The sequence below is a fragment of the Streptomyces lincolnensis genome, from assembly GCF_021173675.1.
GTDB classification, from domain to species: domain Bacteria; phylum Actinomycetota; class Actinomycetes; order Streptomycetales; family Streptomycetaceae; genus Streptomyces; species Streptomyces lincolnensis_B.
In genome coordinates this window covers 526,476-553,037 of record NZ_JAIHON010000001.1, presented here as the reverse complement: position 1 = coordinate 553,037, position 26,562 = coordinate 526,476, and the positions used below count along the sequence as shown (strand labels likewise).

Here is a 26,562-nt window from a genome sequence, read left to right as displayed (position 1 = left end):
CAGGACGACGGCCGTGCCGTCAGGACGACGGCGCGGTACGGCTCCTCGACCGCGTGGCGCGCTTCGCGGACCGCTGGCCCACCGACTGCAGGGCGCCTTCGAGCGCGAAGGTCGCGGCGCCCAGACAGGCCGGATCCGTGGGGATCGCGGACAGCACGATCTCGGTGGCGGCCATCGGCCGGGGCAGCGCGTGCCGGGCCACGGCCTCGCGGACCTCGGCGACCAGTGGCTCGCCCAGGGCGGCCGCCACCCAGCTGCTGAGCACGACCACCTCCGGGTTGAACAGGTTGACCAGGTCGGCGATGCCGGCGCCGAGATAGCGGGCGGTGTCCCGGACCACCTTCAGCGCCACCGGATCCCGCTCCCGCACGCCCCGGGCCAGCGCGTCGACGGTGGCCGTCTGGTCCTCGGGGTGCAGCAGTGCGCTGTCGGGGCTGAGCTCCCGCAGGTTCAGCATGATGCCGGGGGCGCCCACGTACGTCTCCACGCAGCCGTGGTTGCCGCAGTGGCACAGCCGCCCGTCCAGCACGATCGTGGTGTGGCCCCACTCGCCGGCGCTGTTGCTCACCCCCCGGTGCAGCCCGCCGCCCAGCAGGAGCCCGGCGCCCACCCCGGTGCCGAGGTTCACCACCACCGCGTCCCCGCGCCCCCGCGCCGCCCCGAACCACAGCTCCGCCACCGCGACGGCCCGCAGCGGGTTGTCCAGGTACAGCGGATAGGCGATGTGCTCGGTGAGCAGGTCGAGCAACGGCACGTCGTGCCAGTCCCAGTTCGGCGCGTACTCCGAGATGCCGGTGGCCCGGTCGACCTGCCCCGGCACGCTCACCCCGACGCCGAGCACCCGGGCGCCCTCGATCCCGGCCTGTGCGACCACCGAGCCGACGGCGGCCGCGACATGGGCGACGACCTGCTCCGGCAGGCTCTCCCCGGGGCGCATGTGCTCGTCGGCGCGGGCCAGCACGTTCAGTGCGAGGTCGAACAGCTCGACATGGACGTACGTCTCCGCGATGTCCACGCCGATCAGGGCGCCGCCCGAGGCGTTCACGGCGACCAGGCCCCTCGGACGGCCCCCGGCCGAGTCCTCGAACCCCACCTCCGTGATCATCCGCAGGTCGAGCAGCTCGCCGACGAGCGTGGCGACCGTGGCCAGGCTCAGCCCGGTGGCGGCCGCCAGCTCCTGCCGCGAGGTGGGTGACTCGGCGATGATCTGGCGCAGCACCTCGTAGCGGTTCGCGGTACGGATGTCACGTGATGTGCGCTTCATGGGGCGCCCTCCCCATCCCTTCGCGGCTCGGGCCGGGACGACGTCGGCTCCGGCGCGGGCGTCAGGCTATGGGCAGCCAGGACTTTCGACAAGGGGTTAGGAAAGGGGGCTTACGAAGTCAGACGCCCAGCGCATCCCGTACGAAGCCGTTGGCGAATTTACCCTCCGGATCCAGCGCGCGCATCAGCTCGGCGAAGTCACCCAGTCTCGGGTACCGCCCGCGCAGCACCGCCGCCGGGACGGTGAACACCTTCCCCCAGTGCGGCCGCGCGTCGAACGCGTCCAGCGCCGCCTCCAGCCGGCCCACCACGGGCAGCACCGCCTCGGCGTCCTCGACCCAGGTGAAGTGCAGGGCCACGGTGTCCCGCCCGTACGCCGGGCTCAGCCACTGCTCGTCGGGGGCCACCGTCCGCACCTCGCAGACCTGGAGCACGGGCGCGATCGTCGTCCGGATCGCGTCCAGCGCCCGCAGCGCGTCGAGGGCGTGGTGCTCGGGCAGCAGGTACTCCGACTGGAGCTCGGCGCCGCTGCTCGGCGTGAACTCCGCCCGGAAGTGCGGCAGCCGCTCGTGCCAGGGCCCCGGCACGCCGAACTGCTCGGTGCAGTTGACCGCCGGCATCCCCGGCACCGGATGCATCTTCTCGGTGGCCGGGGTGCCCCACGGGACCTCGGGCAGCGGCTGGTCGGTGCGCCGCTTCAGCCACACCTGCCGGAAGCCCGGCGCCCGCCAGTCGGTGAACAGGCTGACGCTGTACGCGCTCGCCAGCACGGTGTGAAGGGTTTCGAGATCCAGCCCCTCCAGCGGGAGTTCCGTGAAGACGTGCTGCTCGACCTCGAAGCCGGGCACCAGGTCCAGGGTGAGCGCGGTGACCACCCCGAGGGCGCCCAGCGAGGTCACCGCACCGCCGAACCGGTCGTCCCCCCGCCCCACGACCAGCGTCGAACCGTCCGCCGTGACGATCTCCACCTCGCGCACGGCCGACGCCAGCGAGCCGTTGCCGACGCCCGAGCCGTGGGTGCCGGTGGCCACCGAACCGGCCACCGAGATGTGCGGCAGCGAGGCCATGTTGGGCAGCGCGAGCCCGTGCCCGTGCACCCGCCGGGCCAGCTCCGCGTATCTCACGCCACCGCCGACCCGTACCGTGCGGGCCCCGGTGTCGACGTCCACCTCGGCCGGCAGCGCCGCCAGCGACAGCAGGACGCCCTCGGGGCCCGGCTCGGCGATCTCGTTGAAGGAGTGCCCGCTCCCCAGCACCCGCACCTTCGCGCTGCCGGCCACCAGGTCCGCGAGCGCGTCGAGCGAGTGCGGGCGGTGCAGCTCCTTGGCGGCGTACGTGATGTTGCCCGCCCAGTTGGTGACGGTTTCCGTCATTCCTGTCGTCCCTCCCGAAGAGTGCGGATGCGTCGACCCTCTCATTGAGCGGCGCCCACGGCCGCGCCGGTCCCGGTCGGCCGGGACCGTCCGGGCGGTGATGCCCGATATGGGGCCCCGGCACCGGTGGCGTGCGGGGGAGGGCATACCGTGAGGAGCTGTACGCCTGAGCCGGGAGGAGACACGGGATGGGCAGCCGAACCGCGCTGGTCGAGGATCTGATGGAGCGCTTTCCGCAGGTGCCACGGGAAGCCGTCTTCAAGGAGGACCTGCTGCGCGGCGGTGTCGCCTTCGACCCGTCCGCGCTCAGTGACAACGAGGGCGGCGAGGTGAAGCCGAAGTCGTACTTCATCTTCTCCTTCGACCACGGCACCCTCCCGGAGCTCGGCGAGGCCGCGCTGCGGCGCCCCCCGGAGGAGATCATCCTCACCGGCGGGCCCTACGACCTGCGCCGGACCGTGGTGTCGGTGCGGGTGAACCCGGCCTCGCCCTACCGGGTCGCCGCCGACGAGCACGGCGTGCTCGGGCTCTACCTCGACGGGAAGCGGATCTCCGACGTCGGCGTGCCGCCCATGCCGGAGTACTACCGGCACACCCTCTCCAACGGGAAGTCGGTCATGGAGGTCGCCCCGACCATCCAGTGGGGCTACCTGATCTACCTGACCGTCTTCCGGGTCTGCCAGTACTTCGGCGCCAAGGAGGAGTGCCAGTACTGCGACATCAACCACAACTGGCGCCAGCACAAGGCCGCCGGCCGGCCCTACACGGGCGTCAAGGACGTGGAGGAGGTCCTCGAAGCCCTGGAGATCATCGACCGCTACGACACCGCGAAGACCTCCACCGCCTACACCCTCACCGGCGGCGCGATCACCAAGACGGTCTCCGGACGCGACGAGGCCGACTTCTACGGCCACTACGCCAAGGCCATCGAGGAGCGCTTCCCCGGCCGCTGGATCGGCAAGGTGGTCGCCCAGGCGCTGCCGCGCGACGACGTGCAGCGCTTCAAGGACTACGGCGTGCAGATCTACCACCCCAACTACGAGGTGTGGGACGAGTACCTGTTCAAGATGTACTGCCCGGGCAAGGAGCGGTACGTCGGCCGCGACGTGTGGCACAAGCGCATCCTGGACTCGGCGGAGGTCTTCGGCGCGCGCAACGTGATCCCCAACTTCGTCGCCGGCGTGGAGATGGCCGAGCCCTTCGGCTTCAAGACGGTCGACGAGGCGATCGCGTCGACCACCGAGGGCCTGCGCTTCTTCATGTCGCACGGCATCACGCCCCGCTTCACCACCTGGTGCCCGGAGCCGACGACCCCGCTCGGCAAGGCCAACCCGCAGGGAGCGCCGCTGGAGTACCACATCCGGCTGCTCCAGGCGTACCGGCAGACGATGGACGACTTCGGCCTGTCCTCGCCTCCCGGTTACGGCCCGCCCGGCCCCGGACGTGCGGTGTTCTCCGTCAGCTCGTTCATGGACAGCCTTCCGGCCGTCGACACGGTGGAGGAATCGGCGAGCGCGTAGGAAACTCCTGGGGCTGAGGTTGAGTCATGGGGTGGCCGGATCCGTACCATCGGATGGAGTCGGGGACCCCGGGTGGTGGGACGTGACAGTGAGTCCTGACATTTGAACAGGCCGCTTGTCAGTTGTGTGGGAGTCGTGAAAAGCTCGGGTCCTGCCGCGAGGTTCCCCCCAACTCCTTTGCCAGTATGGCGAGTTGACCTCGCTTGTGACTGCAGGAGACCCATGCCCGACCTGCCGACTCCCCAGGACTCCGCGGAGGCCGCGCGGTTCGCCGAGTGCTGGGACGCCGTGCTCTCCTACGCCGACCTGTGCACCTCGGGTTCCACGTCGGCCACCCAACTGGCCACGGAGGCCTTCTCCCTCGGCATGCGCGAGGCCCGTGCCGCCGAGGCCACCCCGGCCCGCGGCGCCGGCCGCCGCCCGGCCCGTCTGCCCAGGATCCCGCTGCTGCTGACGGCCGTACGGACCACGGCCGAGGAGTGGGAGACCCAGGGGCACGGCCATCGGCTCGACCCCGAACTGCGCCTGTGGCTCAACTCCGACAAGGCCGCCCGCTACTCGGGCCCCCCGCTGCGGCGCCCGCTCGCGCTGCGCGGACTGCGCGACCTCCAGGCGGCCGACGCCGAGTTGCTGTGGCTGGCCGAGGTGGAGGCGCTGCCGCTGAGCGCGGTGGCACGCCGGCTCGGCCTCGACCCGGCCACCGTCCCCGACGAACTCGCCCAGGTCCGGGGCCTGTTCCGGGACCGCTGCCACCGCAACCATCTCGACACACCGATGGACGCGCAGTGCCGCAGCTACGCCCGGCTGCTCGACGCGGTCACCCGCTCGCCCGCCGCCGACACCCCCGACGACCTCTCCCGCCACCTCGCCCGGTGCGTGGAGTGCGCCGAGGCCGCCGCCTGTCTGCGGCTGCACGGCGGCGGACTGCCCGCGGCCCTGGCCGGCGGGGTCATAGGCTGGGGCGGCCTCGCCTACCTGGAACGGCGCCGACGCGCCGCCGAGGTACGGCTCGGCGCCGGACGCCCCGGCCCGGCCGACGGCGACGGCCCCCCGAACCCCGGCGCGCACAAGGCCCGGGTGGTGCGCAACGGCCTCCTCGTCGCCGCCGTCCTGGTCTCCCTGCTGGCCCTCGCCGTCTCGATGATGCCGGGCGCCGACACCGACGGCGGCGCGTCCCCCAGCGGCTCCGCCGACAGCCGGCCGGTCGCCGCCGACCCCTCCCCGTCCGTCTCGCCCACCGACGTCAGCTCCACCAGCTCGCCCAGGCCCTCGGGCCAGGCCGGCACCTCCGAGACCTCCGAGGGCGTGAAGAACCCCGGCACCACACCCCAGGGCACCGCCACCTCCGAGGCCACCGCCGACGACCCGAGCGCCTCCCCGACGTGCCGCGTCAGCTACGACCTGGTCAACCAGTGGCCCGACGGCTTCCAGGCCACCGTCACCATCACCACCGAACACGCCCTCGACTCCTGGACCGTCGGCTGGTCCTTCCCCGACGGCCAGCGGGTCGGCCAGATGTGGGACGCGAGCTTCACCCAGAAGGGCCCGCGCATCACCGCCACCGCCGCCGCCTACAACAAGAAGGTCCCCGCCGACGGCTCCCTCTCCCTCGGCTTCCTCGCCTCGTGGCAGGGGAAGAACGCGCCGGCGTACGGCTTCACGCTGAACGGGGAGAAGTGCGCGAAGGCGTGAGGACCCGGCCGGTGAAAATGCGTTGACGGGGTGCCGAGGGGCCGGGCTAGAGTGAGGGCGATCCACGCGGTGGCCCACGGCTCCGCGACCGAACGAGAGCTGAAGAGCTGACGAGGAGGTGTCGACCGATGGCTGTCTTTGCGAGGGGCGCTGCCCGCATCCAGGAATCCATCCAGTCCACCTCCGCGGCCACCGGCTGAACCACTCTTCCTCTTTCCTGCGTCCGACGACGCGTGCCGGGGCCGCCCCTGTGAAGGGTCACCCTTGACTTCCAGCTCTGCTTCCTCCGTCTCCACCGCGCTCGCTCCCTACGGCTGGGACGACGCCTGGGCGGACGAGTTCGCTTCCTACGAGCCCGAAGGGCTCCTGCCCGGACGTGTGATCCGGGTCGACCGCGGTCAGTGCGACGTGGTCACCGCCGACGGGATCCTCCGGGCGGACACCGCGTTCGTCACCCCGCACGACCCGATGCGGGTCGTGTGCACCGGTGACTGGGTCGCGGTCGAACCCGCGGGCAACCCGCGCTACGTACGGACGTATCTGCCGCGCCGTACGGCCTTCGTGCGCTCCACCTCCTCCAAGCGGTCCGAGGGGCAGATCCTCGCGGCCAACGTCGACCACGCGATCGTCGCCGTGTCGCTCGCCGTCGAACTCGACCTCGGGCGGGTCGAGCGGTTCCTGGCGCTGGCCTGGGAGTCGGGCGCGCAGCCCGTGGTCGTGCTGACCAAGGCCGACCTGGTGCCGGACGCGGCGACGCTCGCGCACCTCGTGCAGGACGTCGAGACGACCGCGCCCGGCGTGCCGGTGCTGCCGGTCAGCGCCATGGGCGGGGACGGGCTCGACGTCCTCCTCGCCCTCGTCTCCGGCGGTACGTCCGTGCTGCTCGGGCAGTCCGGCGCGGGCAAGTCCACGCTCGCGAACGCGCTGCTCGGCGAGGAGGTCATGGACGTACAGGCCACCCGCGACGCGGACGGCAAGGGGCGGCACACGACCACCACCCGCAATCTCCTCGCCCTGCCCGGCGGGGGTGTCCTCATCGACACACCGGGGCTGCGGGGTGTCGGTCTCTGGGACGCCGAGAGCGGGGTCGGACAGGTCTTCTCCGAGATCGAGTCGCTGGCGGAGCGCTGCCGCTTCCACGACTGCGCGCACGAGAGTGAGCCGGGGTGTGCGGTCCTCGCCGCGGTGGCCTCCGGCGAGCTGGGGGAGCGGCGGTTGGACAGTTACCGCAAGCTGCTGCGCGAGAACCAGCGGATCGTGGCCAAGACCGACGCGCGGCTCCGGGCGGAGATCCGCAAGGACTGGAAGCGGAAGGGGGCGATCGGGAAGGCGGCGATGGAGGCGAAGCGGGGGCGTTGGAGTTAGGGCGCGTTCCTTGCCGGGGTGTGGGGGTGGCCGTCTCTGGGGGCTGCCGCCCCCAGGCCCCCGCTGTCGGCCCTGAAGGGGCCTCGTCCTCAAACGCCGGACGGGCTGGGATTGCCTGGGCCGGCGTTGAGGAGTGCCGTCTCCAAGACGAGTGCCGTCTCCAAGACGAGTGCCGTCAAGACGAGCGCCGTCTCCCAGCGCCCCGTCCGATTTCCGCCAGCCCGGGGGGCCCGCAAGGGCCACACTGGGTCATGTGATGGACGAAGACACCAGGTACGAAGCGGTACGGAGCAGGGACGGGCGGTTCGACGGCGAGTTCTTCTTCGCTGTCGAGACGACCGGGATCTACTGCCGTCCCAGCTGCCCGGCGGTGACGCCGAAGCGGCACAACGTGCGGTTCTTCGCGACGGCCGCCGCCGCGCAGGGCTCGGGGTTCCGGGCCTGCCGGCGGTGTCGGCCGGACGCCGTGCCGGGCTCGGCGGACTGGAACGTCCGGGCGGACGTGGTGGGACGGGCCATGCGCCTGATCGGGGACGGCGTCGTCGACCGTGAGGGAGTCGCCGGGCTGGCCGGGCGGCTGGGCTACAGCGCGCGGCAGGTGCAGCGGCAGCTCACCGCGGAACTCGGCGCCGGACCGGTCGCGCTGGCCCGCGCGCAGCGGGCCCACACCGCGCGGGTCCTGCTCCAGACCACCGACCTGCCGGTCACCCAGATCGCGTTCGCGTCGGGGTTCGCCAGTGTGCGGCAGTTCAACGACACCATGCGCGAGGTGTACGCCTCGACACCGAGCGAGCTCAGGGCCGCCGCCCGGACCACCCGGCGCGCGGCCACCCCCACGGCGGGCATCCCGCTGCGGCTCGCCCACCGAGGGCCCTACCAGGCGGGCGCGGCCTTCGACCTGCTGGAGGCCGAGGCGGTGGCCGGGGTGGAGGAGGTGAGCGGGGCGCGCGGGCGGCGGACCTATCGCCGTACGCTGCGGCTGCCCCACGGCAGCGGCATCGTCGCCGTCGACGAGCGGCCGGGTACGGCCAGGTCCGGGTCCGGGGCGAACCCGGGCGGCTGGCTGGACGCCCGGCTGCACCTCACCGACCCCCGCGACCTCACCACCGCCGTACAGCGGCTGCGGCGGCTGTTCGACCTCGACTCCGATCCCTACGCCGTCGACGAACGGCTCGGCGCCGACGCACGGCTCGCCCCGCTGGTCGCCGCCCGTCCCGGCCTACGGTCGCCCGGAGCCGCCGACCCGGAGGAGTTCGCCGTGCGGGCCCTGGTGGGGCGCGCCGAGACCGAGCGGCTGGTGCGGCGGTACGGGAAGGCGCTCGACGCCCCCTGCGGCAGCCTCACCCACGTGTTCCCCGACCCGGCCGTCCTCGCCGAGGCCGAGCCGGACGGCCCCCTGGGCGCGCTCACCACCGCCCTCGCCGACGGCGCCGTACGCCTCGACCCGGGCGCCGACCGGGACGACGCGCAGGCAGCGCTGCTCGCCCTGCCCGGTCTGGACGGCCGGGTCGTCGCCGCCGTCCGCACCCGCGCCCTCGGCGATCCCGATGTCGCCCCACCGGGCCTCGACATTCCCGACAGCTGGCGCCCCTGGCGCTCCTATGCCGTACAACACCTGCGCGCAGCAGGGAAGTTGGAGTACTCATGACCACACTCTGGACTCACCTCGACAGCCCCGTCGGCCGACTGCTGCTCACCGCCGACGAGAGCGGCGCGCTGACCTCGCTGTCCGTGCCCGACCAGAAGAACGGCCGTACCGTCCAGGAGGGTTGGCGGCACGACCCCGGCCCCTTCCGGGCGGCCGAGGAGCAGCTCGCCGCCTACTTCGCCGGTGAACTCAAGGACTTCGACCTGGAGTTGAGGAGTGCGGGAAGCGAGTTCCGGGAGCGGGTCTGGAATGCCCTGGACACCGTCCCGTACGGCGCGACCACGACGTACGGCGAGATCGCCGCGCGGATCGGCGCCTCCCGCGCCGCCGTGCGGGCCGTCGGCGGAGCGATCGGCGCCAACCCGCTGCTGATCCTGCGGCCCTGCCACCGGGTGATCGGGGCGACCGGTGCGCTCACGGGGTACGCGGGCGGACTGGAACGCAAGACGCGCCTGCTCGCCCTGGAAGGCGTGCTCTAGGCGGGCGCTAGGCGGTGTCCTCGAGCCCCCAGCTGTGGACCCGTCGCGGGTGGATGCGGATCAGCTCCTCGCTGAAGTGCGGGCCCAACTCGTGCGGGCCGGTGAGGAGTTCCGCCTCCCCGCGGATGTCGATGCCGCGCACCTTCCAGGGGCGGTGGCTGACGATGTCGTCCACCACCAGCGCGACCTTCGGGTTCTTCTGGAGGTTCCGCCACTTCTTGGTGGTGCCCAGGGCGAAGCCGCCGATCAGGATCGTGCCGTCGTCCTGCGGGAAGAAGCCGACCGGGTTCGCCTGCGGCTGCCCGTGCTGGTCGACGGTCGCCAGCCGCCCCAGTCGCTGCGACGTGAGGTAGGCGCGTTCGGCCTCGCTGAATACGGTCATGGCAGCCATCCGAACACGCGCGTCCGGTCCCGCACATCGGATTCTCGCCCTAGGGCCCCAGTCCTACGTCAGCCCCAGATCACCGCGTCCCACGTCAGCCCCGGATCCCGTGCCCTACGTCAGCCCCAGATCACCGCCCCCAGCCACGCCCCCGTGATCAGCAGACAGGTGAACAGCTCCGCGAGCACGCTGGAGCCGCCCGAGCGCATCGCCGTGCGCAGGGCCGCCCGGGCCTCGCCGTGGCGGCCGAGGCGGAGCCGTTCGTACAGGTAGATCCCGCCGATGAAGCCGGGGATCGCGCCGAGCACGGGAACGAGGAAGAAGCCGACGAAGGCCCCGAGCCCGGCGTACACGCCCATCCGCGGGGTCGCCCCGCTCGCGCGCAGCCGTCGGGGCGGCAGCGCCCAGCGCACCACCTGGGAGAGGAACAGCGCGACGGTCGCCCCCACGAGCACCGCCCACGCGACGGGCCGCGGATCCTTCAGCGCCCACCACATGACCGCGGCCCACACCAGCCACGACCCGGGCACACCGGGTACCAGCACCCCGCCCAGACCGAACAGGATGACCAGCCCGACCAGCAGGAGATCCACCGCTCCCATCTGTCCAGAGTGCAGGAGGACCGGTGCGGGCGCAGATCACCAGGGTTCACCAGGACGTTCCCGGGTACCCGGTGGCCGCAGCGGGGCAGGGTGACGCACGTCGGCCACAGCGGGTCCACAGGCGGCGGCGTCACACTTCCGGCGTCGTCGGGCGGTTCTCCCGTGGGGGGTGGAGCCGCCCGGCGGCTTCTGTCGTATCCGCGTTCGGGGGATCACTCGACACGCCGTTCGACGGGGTGTCGAGTGCCGGATTTTCCGGATGCCCCGTTTTCATCCGGCCCGTGAGGTGGACAATTAGGGGCATGAGCCAGCAGGGGGGAACGCCCACCGGTCACGAGGACGACTGGTGGGGGCAGCTGTACGACGACTCCACCGAGGACACCGGCCCCACGGCCACACCCGAGTCCCTCGACGACCGCTTCGCCTCGGCGGCGGGGGCGGTGGAGGGGCGCGACGCGGTCCCGCCGGAGCGGGCCGGTGCGGCAGGGGCCCCGGAAGGGCGGGTTCCGGCGCCCCGGGACGGTGCCGCCGAGGAGGCGGACGGCTCGGAGGCACCGGCGCGGGACGGATGGCAGCGGGCTCGGGCTCCCTGGGAACCGCCTCCCGAGGCTCCCCAGGGACCGGCGACGTTCCCGCTCGGCCCGAAACCACCGGGATTCGCCGAGTACACGCCCCCGGGACGGGCCCCCTCCGCCACCGACAACTCCGTCGAGGAGGCACCGGCGACCGCCGTCCCCGCCTCCCCGATGCCCCCGGACACCCCGCCACCCCCTTCGACCCCACCACCTCCACCACCCCCCTTCGGCCCCCCTCGCCCCACGACACCCCCCACCCGGCAGCACCGGAGCCCCACCGCCGACACCCCGGACGACTACGGCCTACAGGGCGACGCCCACGGCCCCCAGGACAGGAAGACCGCCCCCGATCCGCCCGCCCCGCGCGACGCCACCCCCGACACGTCCCGGGACCGCCCGCCGCGGGCCGCGGACACTGGTTCACCTCCGGGGCGTCCGCCAGGGGCCGCCCGTTCCGCCGGTCCGCAGGACGCCGAGGTCGCGCCCGATCCGTACGGGCCGCAGGACGCGAGCACCGGATCGCCCCCCGGCCGCCCCGCGGAACCCCCGCAGGACGCCGAGGCCGGTCCCGACCCCCACGGGCCGCGCGACGCCGCTCCCGGCTCGGTGGAGGGCGGCTCGCGTCGGGCAGCGCCACCCGCAGGCCCGCAGGACGTCCGCACCCCCACCCGCCTCGATGTCCCGGTGCTCGCGACCGACCCCGTCGACTACGTGGGCTCCGGACCGCCCACCTACGAGGCCGAGCCGACCGCGCTGCCCCCGGCGGACCCGGACGACCTGGACGATCTGGTCGCGGACACCGTGCTGGACGGGGCCCGGTACGGGGTCTGCACGCTGAGGGCGGTCTCCGTGCGGGGGGATTCCGCGAGGTTCCGGGGGGAGCCGCGGCGCGACTCGTTGCTCACCGCTCGGTTCGGCTCCGGGGAGAGCGCGCTCGTCCTGGTGGCGATGGCGACCGGGGCCCGCGCCACACCGGGGGCCCACCGGGCGGCAGCGGAGGCCTGCCACTGGATCGGCCGGGCGGTCGGCCGTAGTCACGCCCGGCTGGCCGAGGACATAAGGGCGGGCCGCCGCGGCGACCTGAAGTCGGGACTGCACCGCCTCACCGACCGCAGCCTCGGCAAGCTCCGCGCCAGCGCCGCCGAGCAGGGTGTCGACCCCGAGGAGTACGCCGCCACCCTGCGCTGCCTCCTCCTCCCCGCCGACCCCGAGTGCCGCACCCGGGTCTTCTTCGGCGTCGGCGCGGGCGGCCTCTTCCGGCTCCGCGACGACGAGTGGCACGACATCGAACCCCGCGTCACCGACGTGTCCGGGGAGCCGGTCGTCGGCTTCGGCTCGCTGCCCGCCGAGACCCCCGAGGGCGACCGCCTCACCATGGACCTGGGCATCCCCACACCCCCGAGCCCCTACGAACCCGCCCCCGAGCCGCCCCGCGAACCCTTCCGCTTCCGTGCCTCCATCGCCCGCCCGGGTGACACGCTCCTGATGTGCACCGGCGGTCTCGCCGAGCCCCTGCGCGGCGAACCGGAGCTGTGCGAGTACCTCACGGGCCGGTGGTCCGGGCCCACCCCGCCCGGCCTCGCCGCCTTCCTCGCCGACACCCAAGTACGGGTCAAGGGTTATGCCGATGACCGTACGGCCGCCGCCGTTTGGGAGGCGTGACGGCCCGCGGTGTGAATTCATGTAACCCGAAGGGATCTCCGGAGACCGAAGGGCATGAAGCAGCATGGCCAAGCAGAACGTCGCCGAACAGTTCGTCGACATCCTCGTCCGGGCCGGGGTCGAGCGCCTCTACGGCGTCGTCGGCGACAGCCTCAACCCGGTCGTGGACGCCGTCCGCCGCACCTCCGCGATCGACTGGGTGCACGTGCGGCACGAGGAGACCGCCGCCTTCGCGGCCGGCGCGGAGGCCCAGATCACCGGGAAGCTCACCGCCTGCGCGGGCTCCTGCGGCCCCGGCAACCTGCACCTCGTCAACGGCCTCTACGACGCCCACCGCTCCATGGCCCCGGTCCTCGCCCTCGCCTCGCACATCCCCTCCAGCGAGATCGGCCTCGGCTACTTCCAGGAGACCCACCCCGACCAGCTGTTCCGCGAGTGCAGCCACTACAGCGAGCTGATCTCCAGCCCGAAGCAGATGCCGCGCCTGCTCCAGACCGCCATCCAGCACGCCGTAGGCCGGTCGGGGGTCGCCGTCGTGTCGCTCCCCGGCGACATCGCCGACCAGCCGGCCCCCGAGAAGGCCGCCGAGACCGCCCTCGTCACCTCCCGGCCCACCGTCCGCCCCGGCGACGCCGAGATCGACAAGCTCGTGGCGATGATCGACGCGGCCGACAAGGTCACCCTGTTCTGCGGCAGCGGCACGGCAGGCGCGCACGCCGAGGTCATGGAGTTCGCCGGGAGGATCAAGTCCCCGGTCGGCCACGCCCTGCGCGGCAAGGAGTGGATCCAGTACGACAATCCCTTCGACGTCGGCATGAGCGGCCTCCTCGGCTACGGCGCCGCCTACGAGGCCACCCACGAGTGCGACCTGCTGATCCTGCTCGGCACCGACTTCCCGTACAACGCCTTCCTCCCCGACGACGTCAAGATCGCCCAGGTCGACGTCCGCCCCGAGCACCTGGGCCGCCGCTCCAAGCTGGACCTCGCCGTCTGGGGCGATGTGAAGGAGACCCTGCGCTGCCTGACGCCCCGGGTGCGGGAGAAGAAGAACCGGCGGTTCCTCGACAAGATGCTCAAGAAGCACGCCGACGCCCTGGAGGGAGTCGTCAAGGCGTACACGCGGAAGGTCGACAAGCACGTCCCGATCCATCCCGAGTACGTGGCCTCCGTCCTCGACGAACTCGCCGACGACGACGCCGTCTTCACCGTCGACACCGGGATGTGCAACGTCTGGGCCGCCCGCTACATCTCGCCCAACGGCCGCCGCCGCGTGATCGGTTCCTTCTCCCACGGCTCGATGGCGAACGCCCTGCCGATGGCCATCGGGGCACAGTTCACCGACCGGAGGCGACAGGTCGTGTCGATGTCCGGGGACGGCGGATTCTCCATGCTGATGGGCGACTTCCTCACCCTGGTCCAGTACGACCTGCCGGTGAAGGTCGTCCTCTTCAACAACTCCTCCCTCGGCATGGTCGAGTTGGAGATGCTGGTCGCCGGTCTGCCCTCCTACGGCACCACGAACAAGAACCCCGACTTCGCCGCCGTCGCCCGCGCCTGCGGCGCCCACGGCATCCGCGTCGAGAAGCCCAAGGACCTCGCCGGTGCCCTCAAGGACGCCTTCAGGCACAAGGGCCCGGCCCTCGTCGACATCGTCACCGACCCCAACGCCCTGTCCATCCCGCCGAAGATCAGCGCCGAGATGGTCACCGGCTTCGCCCTCTCCGCCTCCAAGATCGTCCTCGACGGAGGCGTCGGCCGCATGCTCCAGATGGCCCGCTCCAACATCCGCAACGTGCCCAGGCCCTGAGCGACGTGATCAGTCCCTGACTCCCGACTGCCGTACGGCTAACTGTCGTACGGCACCCAGGCGCGTGTGCCGGCCTCGTCGGTGGCGTACCAGTAGCGCGGCAGGCCCTTGATGGAGCTGGTGCGGAAGGGGCGGCCCCGGTCGTCGATGCGGACCGTGCCCTTGCGGCCCTGGGAGGACCAGTCCAGTTCCAGGTACCAGCTGCAGTCGCAGGCCCTGGTGGTCGCCGTGACCAGCAGCACCTCCGGGTCCTCGGCGGACACGCGGTACGGCATCCGGATCGCCGGGATCGGGCCCTCCTCGTCACCGCCGGCCACCGAGTGGGCGATCGGGCGGTCCTTGTCGAGGTCGACGGAGAAGTAGCGCGGGGAGATCGCCCCGCCGCAGCCCTGGTCCATGGCGTACGAGGAGCCCTGGACCGGGGCCGCGCGGCCGACGACCCGGACGCGCAGCGCCTCCAGGACGACCGCCGTGGAATCGCGCCCCTGCACCGTGATCTGCACCTGGGTCTCCTTGCCGTGCACGGCACCCTCCGAAGCCGCCCACTGCCCGGCGTCCTGCGCGGCCGGGGGTGGCGGGACCTGCGCCGGTGGCTTGGTGATGACGTAGTCGTGGCCGCAACCCTGGTTCCAGACGTGGGAGTCGGCACTCCAGGTGAGCGGAGTACCGGTCCCGCCTTCAGGGGCCTTCCCGCCCGGCCCCTGCGAGGAACCGCGGCCTTCGCCCGGCGGCGCGGACGGCTTACCCGAGGCGCCCCCGGTCCCCTCCGGGGCGGAGGGCGAGCGGGTACCGGGGGAGGGGCTGTTCGGCGTCCCCGAGGGGGTGCCGGACGCGTCGGGCGGTGCCGTGGGGAGTCGGAACGGCTCGTCCGACTCCCGCACCCGTGCCTCCGTCGAGGGCCGGTCCGCCGGCAACGCCGACAGACTGCCCAACGTCACGAGCAACGCCCCCGCGACAGCCGCGGCCACCGCGAGCCGCCGGCGGCGGTACCAGGCGCGGCGCGGGGGAGCGGACGGCGACCGTCCGTCCAGCACCGCCTCTGTCTCGGTCTCCGTCTCCGGCTCGGTCTCCGTCTCCGGCTCGGACTCGGACTCGGACTCGGCACCAGCGTCCGGGGCTCCTCCGGCGTCGCCGAGCACGTCTTCGGGGCTGGGGGTGTCGGTGGGTCCGGGGGCGGGTTCGGTGTCGGGGGCGGTGCTTGTTCCCTGTGGTCTCTCCGGCTCCTCCGGTTCCTCCGGCTCCCGGGCGGCCGTGTCCGCCGCGTCGGCCGCCCGGGGGCGTTGTCGGGCCGCGACCGCGCGGAGCCACAGGCGGTGGAGTTCGAGGCGTTCCTCCGCTGTCGCTCCGCACAGGGCGGCGAAGCGTTCGGCGGGGGCGTAGTCGAGGGGGACCGCCTCGCCGGCGCAGTAGCGGTGCAGGGTGGAGGTGTTCATGTTCAGGCGGCGGGCCAGCGAGCCGTAGCTGCGGTCCGTCCGGTCCTTCAACCGCCGCAGCAGTGCCGCGAACTCCCCGACCTCGTCCTGTGCTGCCGACACACCATCCCCCGTCCGTCCCGGACCCGTATCCCAGGCACCCCATATACCTGCACGTCAGAGGGGCTGGGATGGTTCCACCGTGGTGGATCCGGCGTCCCCTGTTGCGCACAGCCACTGTGACCGCTGATGCTCTTGGTGTCGCACCGACGACCACCGGACCGACCGACCGGCGGCAGGGCGGCATCCCACACTCATGTACTCGTTCACGGGGGACACCCATGCTCAAGCGCATCCGAGCCAGCGCGCTCACCGTACTCGCCATGACCGCCGCCACGCTCGGCACCACACTCTCCGTACAGGCCGACGCCGAGGCGGCGCCGAACTCCGCCGTGGCCAAGGCCAAGGCGCCCGCCTTCCTGTCGTCCTCCGAACTGCCCCGGTACCTCAACTCCACCTGGACCACCGGCAAGATCACCGACGGCGTCCCGGAGGAACTCCAGTTCTGCCTGGGAGAGGCGCTCCTCGCGTACGACTCCCGGTACCGCGAGTACCGCACCGACCTGGAGGCGAGCGCCCGGCAGCTGACGATCGTCGTCGGCAGCGACGCCAAGGCCGCGGCGCTCGCGAAGCGTCTGAACAAGGACTTCCGTTCCTGCGCGGAGCGCGAGCCGAGCGATCCGGACATCGTCAACACGTACCGGGACTTCGGCACGCTGGCGGTCGAGGAGGGCGCCCATGTGCACGGTGTGCAGACCACCACGTCGTGGGGGTCGATGGACGTCGGTCTCCTCTCCGTCGGGCGGGACGGCCGGACCGTCACCGTCGTCGACTGGGGGCAGATGGGCGACTTCGGCGACGCGCCGGTGAAGGCCTTCAAGAAGACGACCGTCACGGCCGTGAACAAGCTCCACTGACCGCGGGGCCACAGCGGCACCGGGGCCGCCCTCCCGCACGGGGGTCGGGCGGGCGGCCCCGTGCGGAGGGGATCGGGGGACGACGCCCCCCTCGCAAGCCGCAGCGGCGGGGCGAGGACCTGGAACGGCCGCGGTGCGAAACTCAGGGGGGATTCGCGCCGCGGCCGTTCCAGCGGGAACGGGGTGTCGAGCCGGGCCCGGCCCGGGAGCGGATTCCGGCCAGTTTCGCGCGCTTCGGGAAGGCGGCGGTGTACCGGGCCCGCGCCTCGCCGACGGGTGTGCCGGGGTCCGGCCCCACCCGTGCGCGTGTCCGGGATCAACTGCCACATCCCTTCGCCGAGTACGGCGAGGTCGGCAGTCCGGCGTCGGTAGGTCGGCGGATCCCCGGCGGTCAGGGCGTCGCACGGCCGCGTAGGCGTGAAGCCGTGTGGACGGCCGGGTTCACCGCCGCCTCCGGGAGCGGACACGCCGGCTCACTCCGCCCGCCGGGTTCGCGACCGGGGCGGGGCGGCTCCTGGGCGGATGTCTCTGAGCGGTGCCCCAGCGTCGTCGTACACGCTGTATGGGTCCTCGGCCTGGAAGCCCCGGCTTCGACCACGGCTTCGACTCGGCGTCCCGCCCGCTCCGCGGAGACCTGTCCCTGTCACCGGAACCAACCCGTCGACCAGGGCTTTCCCCCTCCGTCCCGGTGCCGGGCGATTCGTGGGCGGCCCGGAGCGCCCGGCCCGCCGGCACCGGCCTTGTGGACATGTGCCGCACGGACCCGACCGACGGCACACGCGGGGCGCACCGCGCGGGCCGCATGTGCCGCCCGGTGGCGCGTTCCGTGCGTGCCGGCGTCGGGGGGCGGTCGTGGCGCGCGGCGCCTCCTCGGCGGCTCGCGGGCGCGGGATCCCGAGGCCGCGCATCCCGCCGGGGCCACCGCACTGTGGCCGAACACCTGGTCGTCGGTGATTCGACATGACTGCCCCATGAACTACGGGGCATGGATCCCCGTGAACGTGTTCGAGCAGGAGGGGAACCGACATCGGCACGCGGGCGGGGGTCATGAAGAGGCAGGCACGAGGAGGCGGTCCCACGACAGTAGGGGCCTTCTCGGCGGAGACAGTGGAGGACAACACCGACAGCGCCGTGGAACAGGCGCCGGTGCCGCAACTCAGGCGCCGACTGGAACGGGCGGACCTGGGGGCGGTACCGGAGACCCGTAAGGCGCTGCGAGAGCTGCTACGGCACTGGGGGCGGCCCGGGCGGTCGGAGGTCGCTGAACTGCTCACCAGCGAGCTCGTCACCAACGCACTCGTCCATACCGACCACGACGCGGTGTTCACGGCCGTGATCGGACCCCGTGGACTGCGGGTGGAGGTACGGGACTTCGTCGCCCGCCGGCCCAGGATGTGCGTGGCGAACGCCAACGCCGGCGACGGCGACGGTACGCACGGCCGGGGTCTGATACTGGTGCAGTCCCTCGCGGACGCGTGGGGCGTACGGGCACACGGGGTGGGCAAGTCGGTGTGGTTCGAACTCGACGGCGGTCTCGCTTGAACGGACAGTGCCCGAAGAGGCGTTGACGGAACGGGAAGGGGGCGTGACCTGTCGGTCACGCCCCCTTCCCGTGGTGCTTCGGCTAGCCGAACTGCTGCTCCAGGTCCTTGAGCTTGCGCTCAAGGGAATCGAGGCGCGGCAGAGCCATTGTGTCGTCCTCCGCGGTGAGGTCCACCGTGTGCGACTCAGACCCGCTGCGGACGGGCTGGAGGGAGGGACGCGCGCGTACGGGCAGCTGCTCCTTGGGCGATATGGCAGGCTCCGCGGTGACGCGGTCGTCCGCCCGCTCCAGGGTGGCCTGTGCCTCCAACTGGCGGCCGCGGCCCACGAATCCGCGGTGGCCCCGGCTGATCGCCTTGAGCTGTGCCCGCTCGACCCGCTCCTGCTCGCGGCGCCTGAGGCGGGCCGTCTCCTTCTGACGCTTGTCCTCGCGGACCTCGTCGACCGCCTCGTCCAGGCTGCGCACGTTCTCCAGCAGCATCAGCGACCAGGCCTTGTACGTCTCCCGCGGGGCCCTCAGCCAGCGCACGATGCGGATCTGCGGCAGCGGGCGGGGCACCAGGCCCTGCTCACGCAGCGCGGCCCGGCGGGTCTGCTTGAGCGCGCGGTCGAAGAGGACCGCGGCCGACAGGGACATGCCCGCGAAGAAGTGGGGGGCGCCGTCGTGGCCCAGGCCCCTGGGCGCGTGCACCCAGTTGAACCAGGCCGCCGCACCGGCGAACGTCCATACGAGTATCCGGGAACCGAGGGCCGCGTCGCCGTGGCTGGCCTCGCGCACCGCGAGCACGGAGCAGAACATCGCCGCGCCGTCCAGGCCGAACGGCACGAGGTACTGCCAGCCGTTGGACAGGCCCAGGTTCTGCTCGCCGAAGCCCACCAGGCCCTTGAAGGAGAGGGCGGCCGCGACGGCGGCACAGCAGAAGAGCAGTACATAGGAAGCCGTGCCGTATATGGCTTCCTTGCGCCTGCGGCGCTCCTCGTTCCGCTCCCACGAGTCCTCGGTCTTCGCGTGCTCCCCGGACCGCTTGCCGCGCGCGAGCACCGCTACCGCCGCCAGCATGCCCAGGAGCAGTACGGCGCCCGGAAGCAGCCAGTTCAGCGATATGTCGGTCAATCTCATCTGGGGTCCCTTGCATTGGGATAGGGCGTGTAACGCCCGCCATAGTGGCCCAATCCCAACGGCCCTCAGGCGTTTTCGGGGCAAGAGGCCGCCAAGGAAGTGCAAGGGGTTGCCCAGGGCGGCGTTCTGCTCGAACTGCCGCTTGAGGGGCGGGAGTTGAGTTCGAATAAGACTACCCGTACGGGTGGTTCCTCGGAAAGTTCCTGCGGCGTGTGAGGAAATCGTGAAACGCCTGTAACCGTGGGGTCGTCTGATCCGGAGCGATCTTACGGGACGGGTGACGGGCTCTCGTCCTGAGGGTGCCTCAACTGGCCGTGGCGGCCATCAGCTTGGTGATGCGGTCCGCGTCGCAGGTGCGGGGGCAGGTGGCGCAGGTGTCGTCCGGGTCCAGTGTGTAGAACATGCAGCAGCTCGCCCGGTCGCGGGTGGGGAGTTGTTCGCCGTTGGGGCCTGTGAGGACGCGGAAGGCTGGGGAGCCTGCGTACGGCCTGGTCCCGCCTGGGAGTAGGTGTTCGAGTTCGTGTTCCGCCCTGTGCTTCTCGGACTCGCCCAGTAGCTCCGCCAGGTACCAGAGGCTTTCCACCGTCTCGTCGGTGATCATCCCCCACAGGGCGCGGCCGCGGCGGCGCATGCGCGGGCCGAACGCGGCCAGGACCGGTTCCATGTGCTCGGCTATCGCGTCCCTGACCTCGGCGCGCAGGGCCTCCTCGTCGGGGACCGTCCTCGCGTCCGGGTGGGTCGACGCCGGGTCGTCCGGGAGGCAGGCGAAGGGGCCCGGGCGTACGGCGAAGGCCATCGGGCCGCGTGTGCGGTCGTACGAGACGCTGGTCACGGGGTAGCGCGGGACCCTGCGGTGCAGGAACCAGGGGGCGGTGATCAGGAGGCAGGCGGGCCAGGCGTAGCGGTGCAGGCCGAAGCTCGCGATCACGTCGGGGCGGGCCGGGCGGCCGTGGTCGCGGCGGATCTGTGCGTCGTCCCAGGCCAGGAAGGTGTCCAGGGCGGCGGGGTCGTCCACGAGTGCGGCGGTGGTGATCCAGCCGGGGGTCTGCGGGGGCTGCTCGGTGGGGGCCAGCTCTGTGACCGTCAGGGTCGGGAGGGCCTGGGTGAGCCGGGTGTAGGCCTCGGTGACGGCCGAGTGCGGGGCCGGTCGTGGTGCGGGCAGCTGTGCAGGCAGCTGTGCGGGCATGCGGGACCACCGATTCGGCGTTGCGGTGAAGGTGAGGCTTACCTTACCCAATATGGTCGGGATTTGAACTGAACGGTTCTGGGCCTAAGGTGCTTGACGGGTGAGTAACAAGACGCCGTAATGACGGCAAGTACTGATACGTCCGGAGGAGGGGCCGTGAAGCAGGGTGCGCAGGGCTCCGCCGGGGCGGGGGGTGCTGATCTTTCCGGGGCCGGGGATGTGCGGGTGCCGGCTCAGGTGCGGGCCGTGGATGTGGGGCGGCGGGGGGTGGGTCCGGAGCGGGATGTTCCGGGGGCTGCCGGGTCTGGCGGGTCTGCTGTCCGGGGTGAGCACACGCACAGTGAGGTGCCGATTCCCTGTCCGCGGGATGCGCGGGGGGAGCAGGGGGCTCGGGCTGTTGTGCAGCGGGCCTCTGTGCGGGGGCAGATTCTGGATGCTTTGCGTACCGCGTTGGTGACGGGGGAGTTGCGGCCGGGGGAGGTGTACTCCGGGCCCGCTCTGGGGGAGCGGTTCGGGGTTTCCGCCACTCCTGTGCGGGAGGCCATGCAGCAGCTTGCGCTGGAGGGGGCCGTCGAGGTTGTGCCCAACCGGGGGTTCCGGGTGGTCGAGCGGGGGGCTTCCGAGCTGGCCGAGTTGGCCGAGGTGCGGGCGCTGATAGAGGTGCCGGTGATGTTGCGGCTCGCTCGTACCGTGTCCGCGGAGCGGTGGGCCGAACTGCGGCCGCTGGCGGAGGCGAGCGTGCGGGCGGCGTCCTCCGGGTGCCGTGCCACGTATGCCGAGTCCGACCGGGTCTTTCACCGGGCCCTGCTGTCCTTGTCGGGGAACCGGCAGTTGGTCCAGATCGCCGAGGACCTGCACCGGCGTGCCCAGTGGCCGCTGGTGGGCGCTGCCGCGATGTCCCGAGGGCGCGCGGAACTGGTGGCCGACGCCGCGGAACACCTCGCCCTGCTCGACGCCCTCATCGCCCGGGATCTCGACGTCGTACGCGCGCTGGTCGGCGAGCACTTCGCCGGGGCGTGATGCCTGCGGCGCGCTGTGCGGCTCCGGTGGGGGTGCGCGTAGCGCCTACGGGTGCGTTGTGGGTCGGGGCCGGGGCGGGGGGTCTCCGTCCTCGGTCCGGCGGAACTGTTCCGGCAAGAGGTCCTGCGTGTCGGACGCCGGCCGCTGCGGGCGGACACCCCCCGCCCCGTCCCCTCACCGCCGTGGGCGACTGCGTCATCACCGGCCGCCTGTCCTCACCTCAGGGGCGCGGGGAACTGCGCGACCAGCCACAACGGGCCTGTAGACGCTCTACGACCGCACGAGGCACCCACCTAAGGGGCGCGGGGAACTGCGCGACAAGCTCCCACTCACCCGCAGCCGCCCTACGACCGCACGCGGCACCCCCGATGGCGCCGAACCCGCACGCTCGGACCCACGGCGACCCCACTCACCCCAGGGGCGCGGGGAACTGCGCGACCAGCCCCCACTCAGCCGCAGACGACACGCGACCGCACCCCGCACACCCACCCGCCGCCAGGACTACGCCGTGGCCGCCGGCGGAGCCAACTCGTGGGAGAGCCATGTGGGGACGCCGCCCAGGAGCCGGAAGAGGCGGGCCGCTTCCTCGCGGAGGCGGGACGCCTCGGGTTCGGATTCGGCGTCGGCGAGGGACGCCAGCGCGGGGGCCGTGCCGACGAGGTAGCCGAGTTCCTCGCGGATGCGGAGGGACTCGGCGAATCCGTGCCGCGCCTCGGCCAACTCGCCGTCGCGGAGGGCGAGTCCGGCGAGGTGGCGCCAGGTGAAGGAGAGCAGGAGGGCGTCGGAGTGGGCGGTGGCGCCGGCGTGGGCGCGGCGGTAGGCGGCGCGGGCGGCCTGGGGGGAGCGGGTGAGGTTCTCGGCGAGGAGGCCGCGGCGGAAGTCGAGGAGGGCCCGTCGGGGGGCGCCGGGGGCGATCAGGGCCGCCGCTCGGCCCAGCGCGGCGCGGGCCTCGTCGGCCCGGTCTCGGACGCCGTGGAGCGTGGCGGCGTAGGCAAGGTGCCCTCTTTCACAAGCGGCCGCGCCGCGTTCGTCGTCGGTGTGGGCCAGGGCCTCGGCCGTGCGCAGGGCGTCCTCGGCCTCCCCCCAGCCCTGTTCGGTGTAGAGACAGCGTTCGACCAGCAGGGCGGCTCTCTGGAGGGCCCCCGGTGCGGTGACAGGTTGGAGCAGAGCTGCCGCGTCGGTCCAGCATGCGCGTGAGCGCAGCCGCCATACCGCGGTCTGGAGTGGATCGTCACCGGCGGTCGTTCCGTAACCAGACATGGCGGTATCCGCCACCTTGCCCTCCCCGAGCGCGCCATCGAGCTATGAGTGGTGGCCGCATCTCAGCATGGATTGGTTGTTTGAGCCAAGGGGGTGGGTGAAGGATTTCACAAAGTCGTGGGGTGGTGGGGGCCTCGGGGTTTCAGCTCATGCGCAGTGCCAGGAAGAAATCCAGCTTGTCCTCCAGGCGGGAGAGGTCACGGCCCGTCAACTGCTCGATACGGCCGACGCGATAGCGCAGCGTGTTGACGTGCAGGTGGAGGCGGGAGGCGCAGCGGGTCCAGGAGCCGTCGCAGTCGAGGAAGGCCTCGAGGGTGGGGATCAGCTCGGCGCGGTGGCGGCGGTCGTAGTCGCGCAGGGGGTCCAGCAGGCGGGCGGTGAAGGCCCGGCGGACGTCGTCGGGGACGAAGGGGAGCAGGAGGACGTGCGAGGCCAGTTCCTGGTGGCCGGCCGCGCAGACCCTGCCGGGGCGGGCCGCCGCCACCCGGCGGGCGTGGCGGGCCTCCTCCAGGGCTCCCCGGAGGCCTTCCGCGGAGTGGACCGCGGCGCTGACGCCCAGGGTGACCCGGCCGTCGTCGTCCAGGCCCGCCGAGAGGGGGTCGCGGACCGACTCCAGGAGGAGGTCGGCGAGGATGCCGGTCTCCGAGCCGTCGTGCTCCGAGGAGACCGAGGGGAGGGGGACCAGGGCGATCGCTTCGTCGCCTGTGTGGGCCACCGCGATGCGGTCGGAGGGTTCCGGGCCGGTGGCGAGCGGGTCGACCAGGATCTCCTCCAGGAGGGACTGGGCCACGGGGCCGCCCTCCAGGTCGCCGCCGTCCCACTCGACCCGGGCCACCACCACCTGCCAGTGCGGGGCCGCGCCGAGGCCGGGGAGGAGGACGGGGGCCGCGACGCGCAGGCGGGCGGCGATCTCCGCGGGGGCGGCTCCCGTCTGGACCAGTTCCAGGACCTCCTGGGCCAGGCGGCGGCGGACCGTGCGGGCCGCGTCCCGGCGGTCGCGTTCCACCGCGATCAGCTGGGTGACGCCGTAGAGGAGATCGAGGCGTTCCTCGGGCCAGTCGCCCGCGTCCGCCTCGACCGCGAGGAGCCAGTCCGACAGGACCGTCTCGCGTACGTCCCGGGAGGCCGTCGCGGTACGGCCGCTGCTGCGGATCGGGAAGAGGGAGTAGGTGGCAGAGCCCAGGGGGACGCGGTGCGGGCCTCTGCGGCCTGTGCGGGTCGCTGACAGGTGTTCCGCGGCCAGCTTGGCGCAGGTGTCGGGGGGCAGGGCGGGAGAGCCTGCTTTGGAGCCCGCGATCAAGCGGCCCGTGGGCGACAGGACCCAGGCGCGCAGGTCCAGGTCCGAGCCGAGGAGGTCCAGGACGACGTCCGGGCCGCCGCCCGCCGGGCCCGAGGTCATCATGCGGCGGTGGCGGTCCACCACGGCCGCCAGGTCGCCCGCCCGCTCGCCCGAGACCTGCCGTACGACGTGCTCGGTGATCGTGGCGAAGGCGACCGACTCGTGCACCGCGAACAGCGGGAGGCGGTGGCGGGCGCAGGCCAGGACCAGGTCGTCGGGGATGTCCCCCAGCTCGGCCTCGCCGGCCGCCAGGGCCGCCACACCGGCCTGGACGAGGAGGCGTACGAAGGGTTCGGCGTCGGTGGCGTCGCGGCGCCAGGCGAGGCCGGTCAGGACCAGTTCGCCGCCCGAGAGGTAGCGGCTGGGGTCCCGCAGGTCCGTGGTCATCACACCGCGCACGGTGCGATCCAGTTCGTCCTCGCCGCCGAGCAGCCGCAGGCCCAGCGCGTCGGTGTCCAGCAGTGCGCGCAGCCGCATTCTCGTCGCCGCCGTTCTTTGTCTCGAAATCTACGATGAGGGAGTGGGTCCGGTGAGGGGTGGGCGGCGTCTGCCGTCTCGGGAGTTGTGTCCCAGGTCACGTGGGGGGTGTCTCACGTTTCTCCTGGAAAACGGGGAGGTTACTGAGGGCCTCCGTTCATACGAATCTACAAGATGACGGTCCCGACCAGCCAACTCCTTCATGGTTTCCGTGACTGACCCGGTCGGCGTACACCGCTGTGTACTGGTTTCACTCCGCGTAAACAGCACATGAACGAGCCGGGACCGCCGCACACGGATTGGCTCGATCCGCTCCATCTGTATGACTCACGAGACGAAGAAGAGAGCCGGTCATGGACTTCCTTCGCCCCGCCAGCTGGGAGGAGGCGCTCGCCGCGAAGGCCGAGCACCCCACCGCTGTGCCGATTGCGGGTGGCACCGATGTGATGGTCGAGATCAACTTCGACCACCGCCGGCCCGAGTACCTCCTCGACCTCAACCGCATCGGCGATCTGGAGGAGTGGGAGGTCGGTGAGGAGAGTGTGCGGCTCGGGGCCTCGGTCCCCTATACGAAGATCATGGAGAACCTGCGCGGTGAGCTTCCCGGGCTCGCCCTCGCCTCGCACACCGTGGCCTCCCCGCAGATCCGCAACCGCGGTGGCGTCGGCGGCAACCTCGGTACCGCCTCCCCGGCCGGCGACGCCCATCCCGCCCTGCTGGCGGCCGGCGCCGAGGTCGAGGTCGAGTCGGTGCGCGGGTCGCGGCTCATTCCGGTCGATGACTTCTACACCGGCGTGAAGCGCAATGCGCTGGCGCCCGATGAGCTCATTCGCGCCGTGCGCATCAAGAAGGCCGACGGGCCTCAGCAGTACTCCAAGGTGGGCACGAGGAATGCGATGGTCATCGCCGTGTGTGCCTTCGGGCTCGCGCTGCATCCTGAGACGCGGACCGTGCGGACCGGGATCGGGTCCGCCGCTCCGACGCCCGTGCGGGCCAAGGCCGCCGAGGAGTTCCTGAACGCCGCTCTGGAAGAAGGCGGGTTCTGGGACAACGGGAAGATCATCACGCCGTCGGTCGCCAAGCAGTTCGCGGATCTGTGCTCCGGCGCCTGCAACCCGATCGACGACGTGCGGGGGACGGCGAGCTACCGCCGTCACGCGGTGGGGGTCATGGCCCGCCGGACCCTCACCTGGACCTGGGAGTCGTACCGCGGCACCGCCGGCCGTACCAACAAGGGGAGCGCCGCCTGATGCGCGTCAATTTCACTGTCAACGGACGTCCGCAGGAAGCCGACGACGTGTGGGAGGGCGAGTCCCTGCTGTACGTGCTGCGGGAGCGGCTCGGGCTTCCCGGTTCGAAGAACGCCTGCGAGCAGGGGGAGTGCGGGTCCTGCACGGTCCGTCTGGACGGTGTTCCGGTGTGTTCGTGTCTGGTCGCCGCCGGGCAGGCCGAGGGGCGGGACGTCGTGACCGTCGAGGGGCTCGCGGACTTCGCCAAGCAGCGCGGGGAGCAGGGGGGTTGTGCCTCCGGTGCCTCCGGTGCCTCCGGTGCCTCCGGCTCCTGTGGTACCTCGCTTCAGGACGCCCAGGGGTGGTCCGCCAAGGGGCAGGACTCGCAGACCGGTGAGGGCACCGAACTCGCGCCGATCCAGCAGGCGTTCATCGACGCCGGTGCCGTCCAGTGCGGCTTCTGCACGCCCGGTCTGCTGGTCGCCGCCGACGAGATGCTGGAGCGCAACCCGAACCCGAGCGACGCGGACATCCGCGAGGCGCTGTCGGGGAACCTGTGCCGTTGCACCGGCTACGAGAAGATCATGGATGCCGTGCGTCTGGCGGCGGCCCGACAGGGAGAGGCGGTCTGA

At 72.3% G+C, this 26,562-nt stretch carries 21 protein-coding genes; 12 read left to right on the top strand and 9 right to left on the bottom strand.

What is annotated here, in order from left to right; all coding sequences use genetic code 11:
* Positions 1-19: 19 nt before the first annotated feature.
* Together K4B79_RS02405 and K4B79_RS02400 are read right to left on the bottom strand one after the other, a co-directional pair.
* The gene (locus K4B79_RS02405) at positions 20-1,264 is read right to left on the bottom strand and encodes an ROK family transcriptional regulator (protein ID WP_232024472.1); all 1,245 of its coding nucleotides are present in this window, start codon (positions 1,262-1,264) and stop codon (positions 20-22) included.
* Between the two features lie 118 nt (positions 1,265-1,382).
* A complete protein-coding gene (locus K4B79_RS02400; protein ID WP_232024471.1) occupies positions 1,383-2,636 on the bottom strand; it encodes a D-arabinono-1,4-lactone oxidase in 1,254 nt (417 codons plus the stop codon).
* 188 nt (positions 2,637-2,824) lie between these two features.
* On the opposite strand from K4B79_RS02400, the gene K4B79_RS02395 reads away from it, so the two are divergent.
* The 5 genes from K4B79_RS02395 (at position 2,825) to K4B79_RS02375 (ending at position 9,340) form a co-directional block, all read left to right on the top strand.
* Positions 2,825-4,156: a radical SAM protein gene (locus tag K4B79_RS02395; RefSeq protein ID WP_232024470.1), complete on the top strand. Its 1,332-nt coding sequence runs from the start codon at positions 2,825-2,827 to the stop codon at positions 4,154-4,156.
* A 222-nt stretch (positions 4,157-4,378) separates the two neighbouring features.
* Entirely contained in the window at positions 4,379-5,848 is a 1,470-nt protein-coding gene (locus K4B79_RS02390; protein ID WP_232024469.1) for a cellulose-binding domain-containing protein, read from the top strand.
* Between the two features lie 264 nt (positions 5,849-6,112).
* Positions 6,113-7,213, top strand: coding sequence for a ribosome small subunit-dependent GTPase A (rsgA, locus tag K4B79_RS02385; RefSeq protein ID WP_232024468.1), 1,101 nt, complete (start codon positions 6,113-6,115; stop codon positions 7,211-7,213).
* A 256-nt stretch (positions 7,214-7,469) separates the two neighbouring features.
* On the top strand, positions 7,470-8,861 hold the full coding sequence (locus K4B79_RS02380) for a DNA-3-methyladenine glycosylase 2 family protein (protein WP_232024467.1): 1,392 nt from the start codon (positions 7,470-7,472) through the stop codon (positions 8,859-8,861).
* Positions 8,858-9,340, top strand: coding sequence for a methylated-DNA--[protein]-cysteine S-methyltransferase (locus K4B79_RS02375; protein ID WP_232024466.1), 483 nt, complete (start codon positions 8,858-8,860; stop codon positions 9,338-9,340). Before K4B79_RS02380 ends, K4B79_RS02375 begins: the two co-directional genes overlap by 4 nt.
* Positions 9,341-9,347: 7 nt before the next feature.
* Here K4B79_RS02375 and K4B79_RS02370 read toward each other — a convergent pair whose 3' ends face one another.
* Both K4B79_RS02370 and K4B79_RS02365 read right to left on the bottom strand, forming a co-directional pair.
* Positions 9,348-9,722: a PPOX class F420-dependent oxidoreductase gene (locus tag K4B79_RS02370; RefSeq protein WP_232024465.1), complete on the bottom strand. Its 375-nt coding sequence runs from the start codon at positions 9,720-9,722 to the stop codon at positions 9,348-9,350.
* A gap of 119 nt (positions 9,723-9,841) precedes the next feature.
* Positions 9,842-10,324 carry a DUF456 domain-containing protein gene (locus K4B79_RS02365; RefSeq protein ID WP_232024464.1) on the bottom strand — a complete coding sequence of 161 codons (483 nt, stop codon included), beginning with the start codon at positions 10,322-10,324 and terminating at the stop codon, positions 9,842-9,844.
* 302 nt (positions 10,325-10,626) lie between these two features.
* Here K4B79_RS02365 and K4B79_RS02360 point away from each other — a divergent pair, with 302 nt between their 5' ends.
* Together K4B79_RS02360 and K4B79_RS02355 are read left to right on the top strand one after the other, a co-directional pair.
* A complete protein-coding gene (locus K4B79_RS02360) occupies positions 10,627-12,561 on the top strand; it encodes a protein phosphatase 2C domain-containing protein (RefSeq protein WP_232024463.1) in 1,935 nt (644 codons plus the stop codon).
* A 64-nt stretch (positions 12,562-12,625) separates the two neighbouring features.
* Positions 12,626-14,368 (top strand): pyruvate dehydrogenase, encoded by a 1,743-nt coding sequence (locus K4B79_RS02355; protein WP_232024462.1) that lies wholly within the window; start codon positions 12,626-12,628, stop codon positions 14,366-14,368.
* A 38-nt stretch (positions 14,369-14,406) separates the two neighbouring features.
* Here K4B79_RS02355 and K4B79_RS02350 read toward each other — a convergent pair whose 3' ends face one another.
* Positions 14,407-15,903, bottom strand: coding sequence for a helix-turn-helix domain-containing protein (locus tag K4B79_RS02350; RefSeq protein ID WP_232024461.1), 1,497 nt, complete (start codon positions 15,901-15,903; stop codon positions 14,407-14,409).
* A gap of 218 nt (positions 15,904-16,121) precedes the next feature.
* Between K4B79_RS02350 and K4B79_RS02345 the strand changes: the two genes are divergently transcribed.
* Together K4B79_RS02345 and K4B79_RS02340 are read left to right on the top strand one after the other, a co-directional pair.
* Positions 16,122-16,757: a hypothetical protein gene (locus K4B79_RS02345; RefSeq protein WP_232024460.1), complete on the top strand. Its 636-nt coding sequence runs from the start codon at positions 16,122-16,124 to the stop codon at positions 16,755-16,757.
* A 1,107-nt stretch (positions 16,758-17,864) separates the two neighbouring features.
* Positions 17,865-18,299, top strand: coding sequence for an ATP-binding protein (locus K4B79_RS02340; RefSeq protein ID WP_232024459.1), 435 nt, complete (start codon positions 17,865-17,867; stop codon positions 18,297-18,299).
* Positions 18,300-18,381: 82 nt separating this feature from the next.
* Here K4B79_RS02340 and K4B79_RS02335 read toward each other — a convergent pair whose 3' ends face one another.
* Both K4B79_RS02335 and K4B79_RS02330 read right to left on the bottom strand, forming a co-directional pair.
* Entirely contained in the window at positions 18,382-19,419 is a 1,038-nt protein-coding gene (locus K4B79_RS02335) for a DUF2637 domain-containing protein (protein ID WP_232024458.1), read from the bottom strand.
* 304 nt (positions 19,420-19,723) lie between these two features.
* Positions 19,724-20,605 (bottom strand): (2Fe-2S)-binding protein, encoded by an 882-nt coding sequence (locus tag K4B79_RS02330; protein ID WP_232024457.1) that lies wholly within the window; start codon positions 20,603-20,605, stop codon positions 19,724-19,726.
* A 156-nt stretch (positions 20,606-20,761) separates the two neighbouring features.
* Between K4B79_RS02330 and K4B79_RS02325 the strand changes: the two genes are divergently transcribed.
* Entirely contained in the window at positions 20,762-21,625 is an 864-nt protein-coding gene (locus tag K4B79_RS02325; RefSeq protein ID WP_232024456.1) for a GntR family transcriptional regulator, read from the top strand.
* A 501-nt stretch (positions 21,626-22,126) separates the two neighbouring features.
* On the opposite strand, the gene K4B79_RS02320 is transcribed toward K4B79_RS02325, so the two are convergent.
* Both K4B79_RS02320 and K4B79_RS02315 read right to left on the bottom strand, forming a co-directional pair.
* Positions 22,127-22,900 (bottom strand): hypothetical protein, encoded by a 774-nt coding sequence (locus tag K4B79_RS02320; protein WP_232024455.1) that lies wholly within the window; start codon positions 22,898-22,900, stop codon positions 22,127-22,129.
* A gap of 127 nt (positions 22,901-23,027) precedes the next feature.
* Positions 23,028-24,701 carry a PucR family transcriptional regulator gene (locus K4B79_RS02315; protein ID WP_232024454.1) on the bottom strand — a complete coding sequence of 558 codons (1,674 nt, stop codon included), beginning with the start codon at positions 24,699-24,701 and terminating at the stop codon, positions 23,028-23,030.
* A gap of 353 nt (positions 24,702-25,054) precedes the next feature.
* On the opposite strand from K4B79_RS02315, the gene K4B79_RS02310 reads away from it, so the two are divergent.
* Together K4B79_RS02310 and K4B79_RS02305 are read left to right on the top strand one after the other, a co-directional pair.
* Complete coding sequence (locus K4B79_RS02310) at positions 25,055-25,951, top strand: FAD binding domain-containing protein (protein ID WP_232024453.1); 897 nt, start codon at positions 25,055-25,057, stop codon at positions 25,949-25,951.
* Complete coding sequence (locus K4B79_RS02305; protein ID WP_232024452.1) at positions 25,951-26,562, top strand: (2Fe-2S)-binding protein; 612 nt, start codon at positions 25,951-25,953, stop codon at positions 26,560-26,562. The genes K4B79_RS02310 and K4B79_RS02305 overlap by 1 nt, the downstream gene beginning before the upstream one ends.

Coding starts and splice junctions, on each gene's coding strand:
- K4B79_RS02375 (WP_232024466.1), top strand. CDS start 8,858: ATGACCACACTCTGGACTCACCTCGACAGCCCCGTCGGCCGACTGCTG.
- K4B79_RS02405 (WP_232024472.1), bottom strand. CDS start 1,264: ATGAAGCGCACATCACGTGACATCCGTACCGCGAACCGCTACGAGGTG.
- K4B79_RS02345 (WP_232024460.1), top strand. CDS start 16,122: ATGCTCAAGCGCATCCGAGCCAGCGCGCTCACCGTACTCGCCATGACC.
- K4B79_RS02380 (WP_232024467.1), top strand. CDS start 7,470: ATGGACGAAGACACCAGGTACGAAGCGGTACGGAGCAGGGACGGGCGG.
- K4B79_RS02335 (WP_232024458.1), bottom strand. CDS start 19,419: ATGAGATTGACCGACATATCGCTGAACTGGCTGCTTCCGGGCGCCGTA.
- K4B79_RS02360 (WP_232024463.1), top strand. CDS start 10,627: ATGAGCCAGCAGGGGGGAACGCCCACCGGTCACGAGGACGACTGGTGG.
- K4B79_RS02315 (WP_232024454.1), bottom strand. CDS start 24,701: ATGCGGCTGCGCGCACTGCTGGACACCGACGCGCTGGGCCTGCGGCTG.
- K4B79_RS02310 (WP_232024453.1), top strand. CDS start 25,055: ATGGACTTCCTTCGCCCCGCCAGCTGGGAGGAGGCGCTCGCCGCGAAG.
- K4B79_RS02305 (WP_232024452.1), top strand. CDS start 25,951: ATGCGCGTCAATTTCACTGTCAACGGACGTCCGCAGGAAGCCGACGAC.
- K4B79_RS02400 (WP_232024471.1), bottom strand. CDS start 2,636: ATGACGGAAACCGTCACCAACTGGGCGGGCAACATCACGTACGCCGCC.
- K4B79_RS02365 (WP_232024464.1), bottom strand. CDS start 10,324: ATGGGAGCGGTGGATCTCCTGCTGGTCGGGCTGGTCATCCTGTTCGGT.
- K4B79_RS02355 (WP_232024462.1), top strand. CDS start 12,626: ATGGCCAAGCAGAACGTCGCCGAACAGTTCGTCGACATCCTCGTCCGG.
- K4B79_RS02370 (WP_232024465.1), bottom strand. CDS start 9,722: ATGACCGTATTCAGCGAGGCCGAACGCGCCTACCTCACGTCGCAGCGA.
- K4B79_RS02395 (WP_232024470.1), top strand. CDS start 2,825: ATGGGCAGCCGAACCGCGCTGGTCGAGGATCTGATGGAGCGCTTTCCG.
- K4B79_RS02330 (WP_232024457.1), bottom strand. CDS start 20,605: ATGCCCGCACAGCTGCCTGCACAGCTGCCCGCACCACGACCGGCCCCG.
- K4B79_RS02390 (WP_232024469.1), top strand. CDS start 4,379: ATGCCCGACCTGCCGACTCCCCAGGACTCCGCGGAGGCCGCGCGGTTC.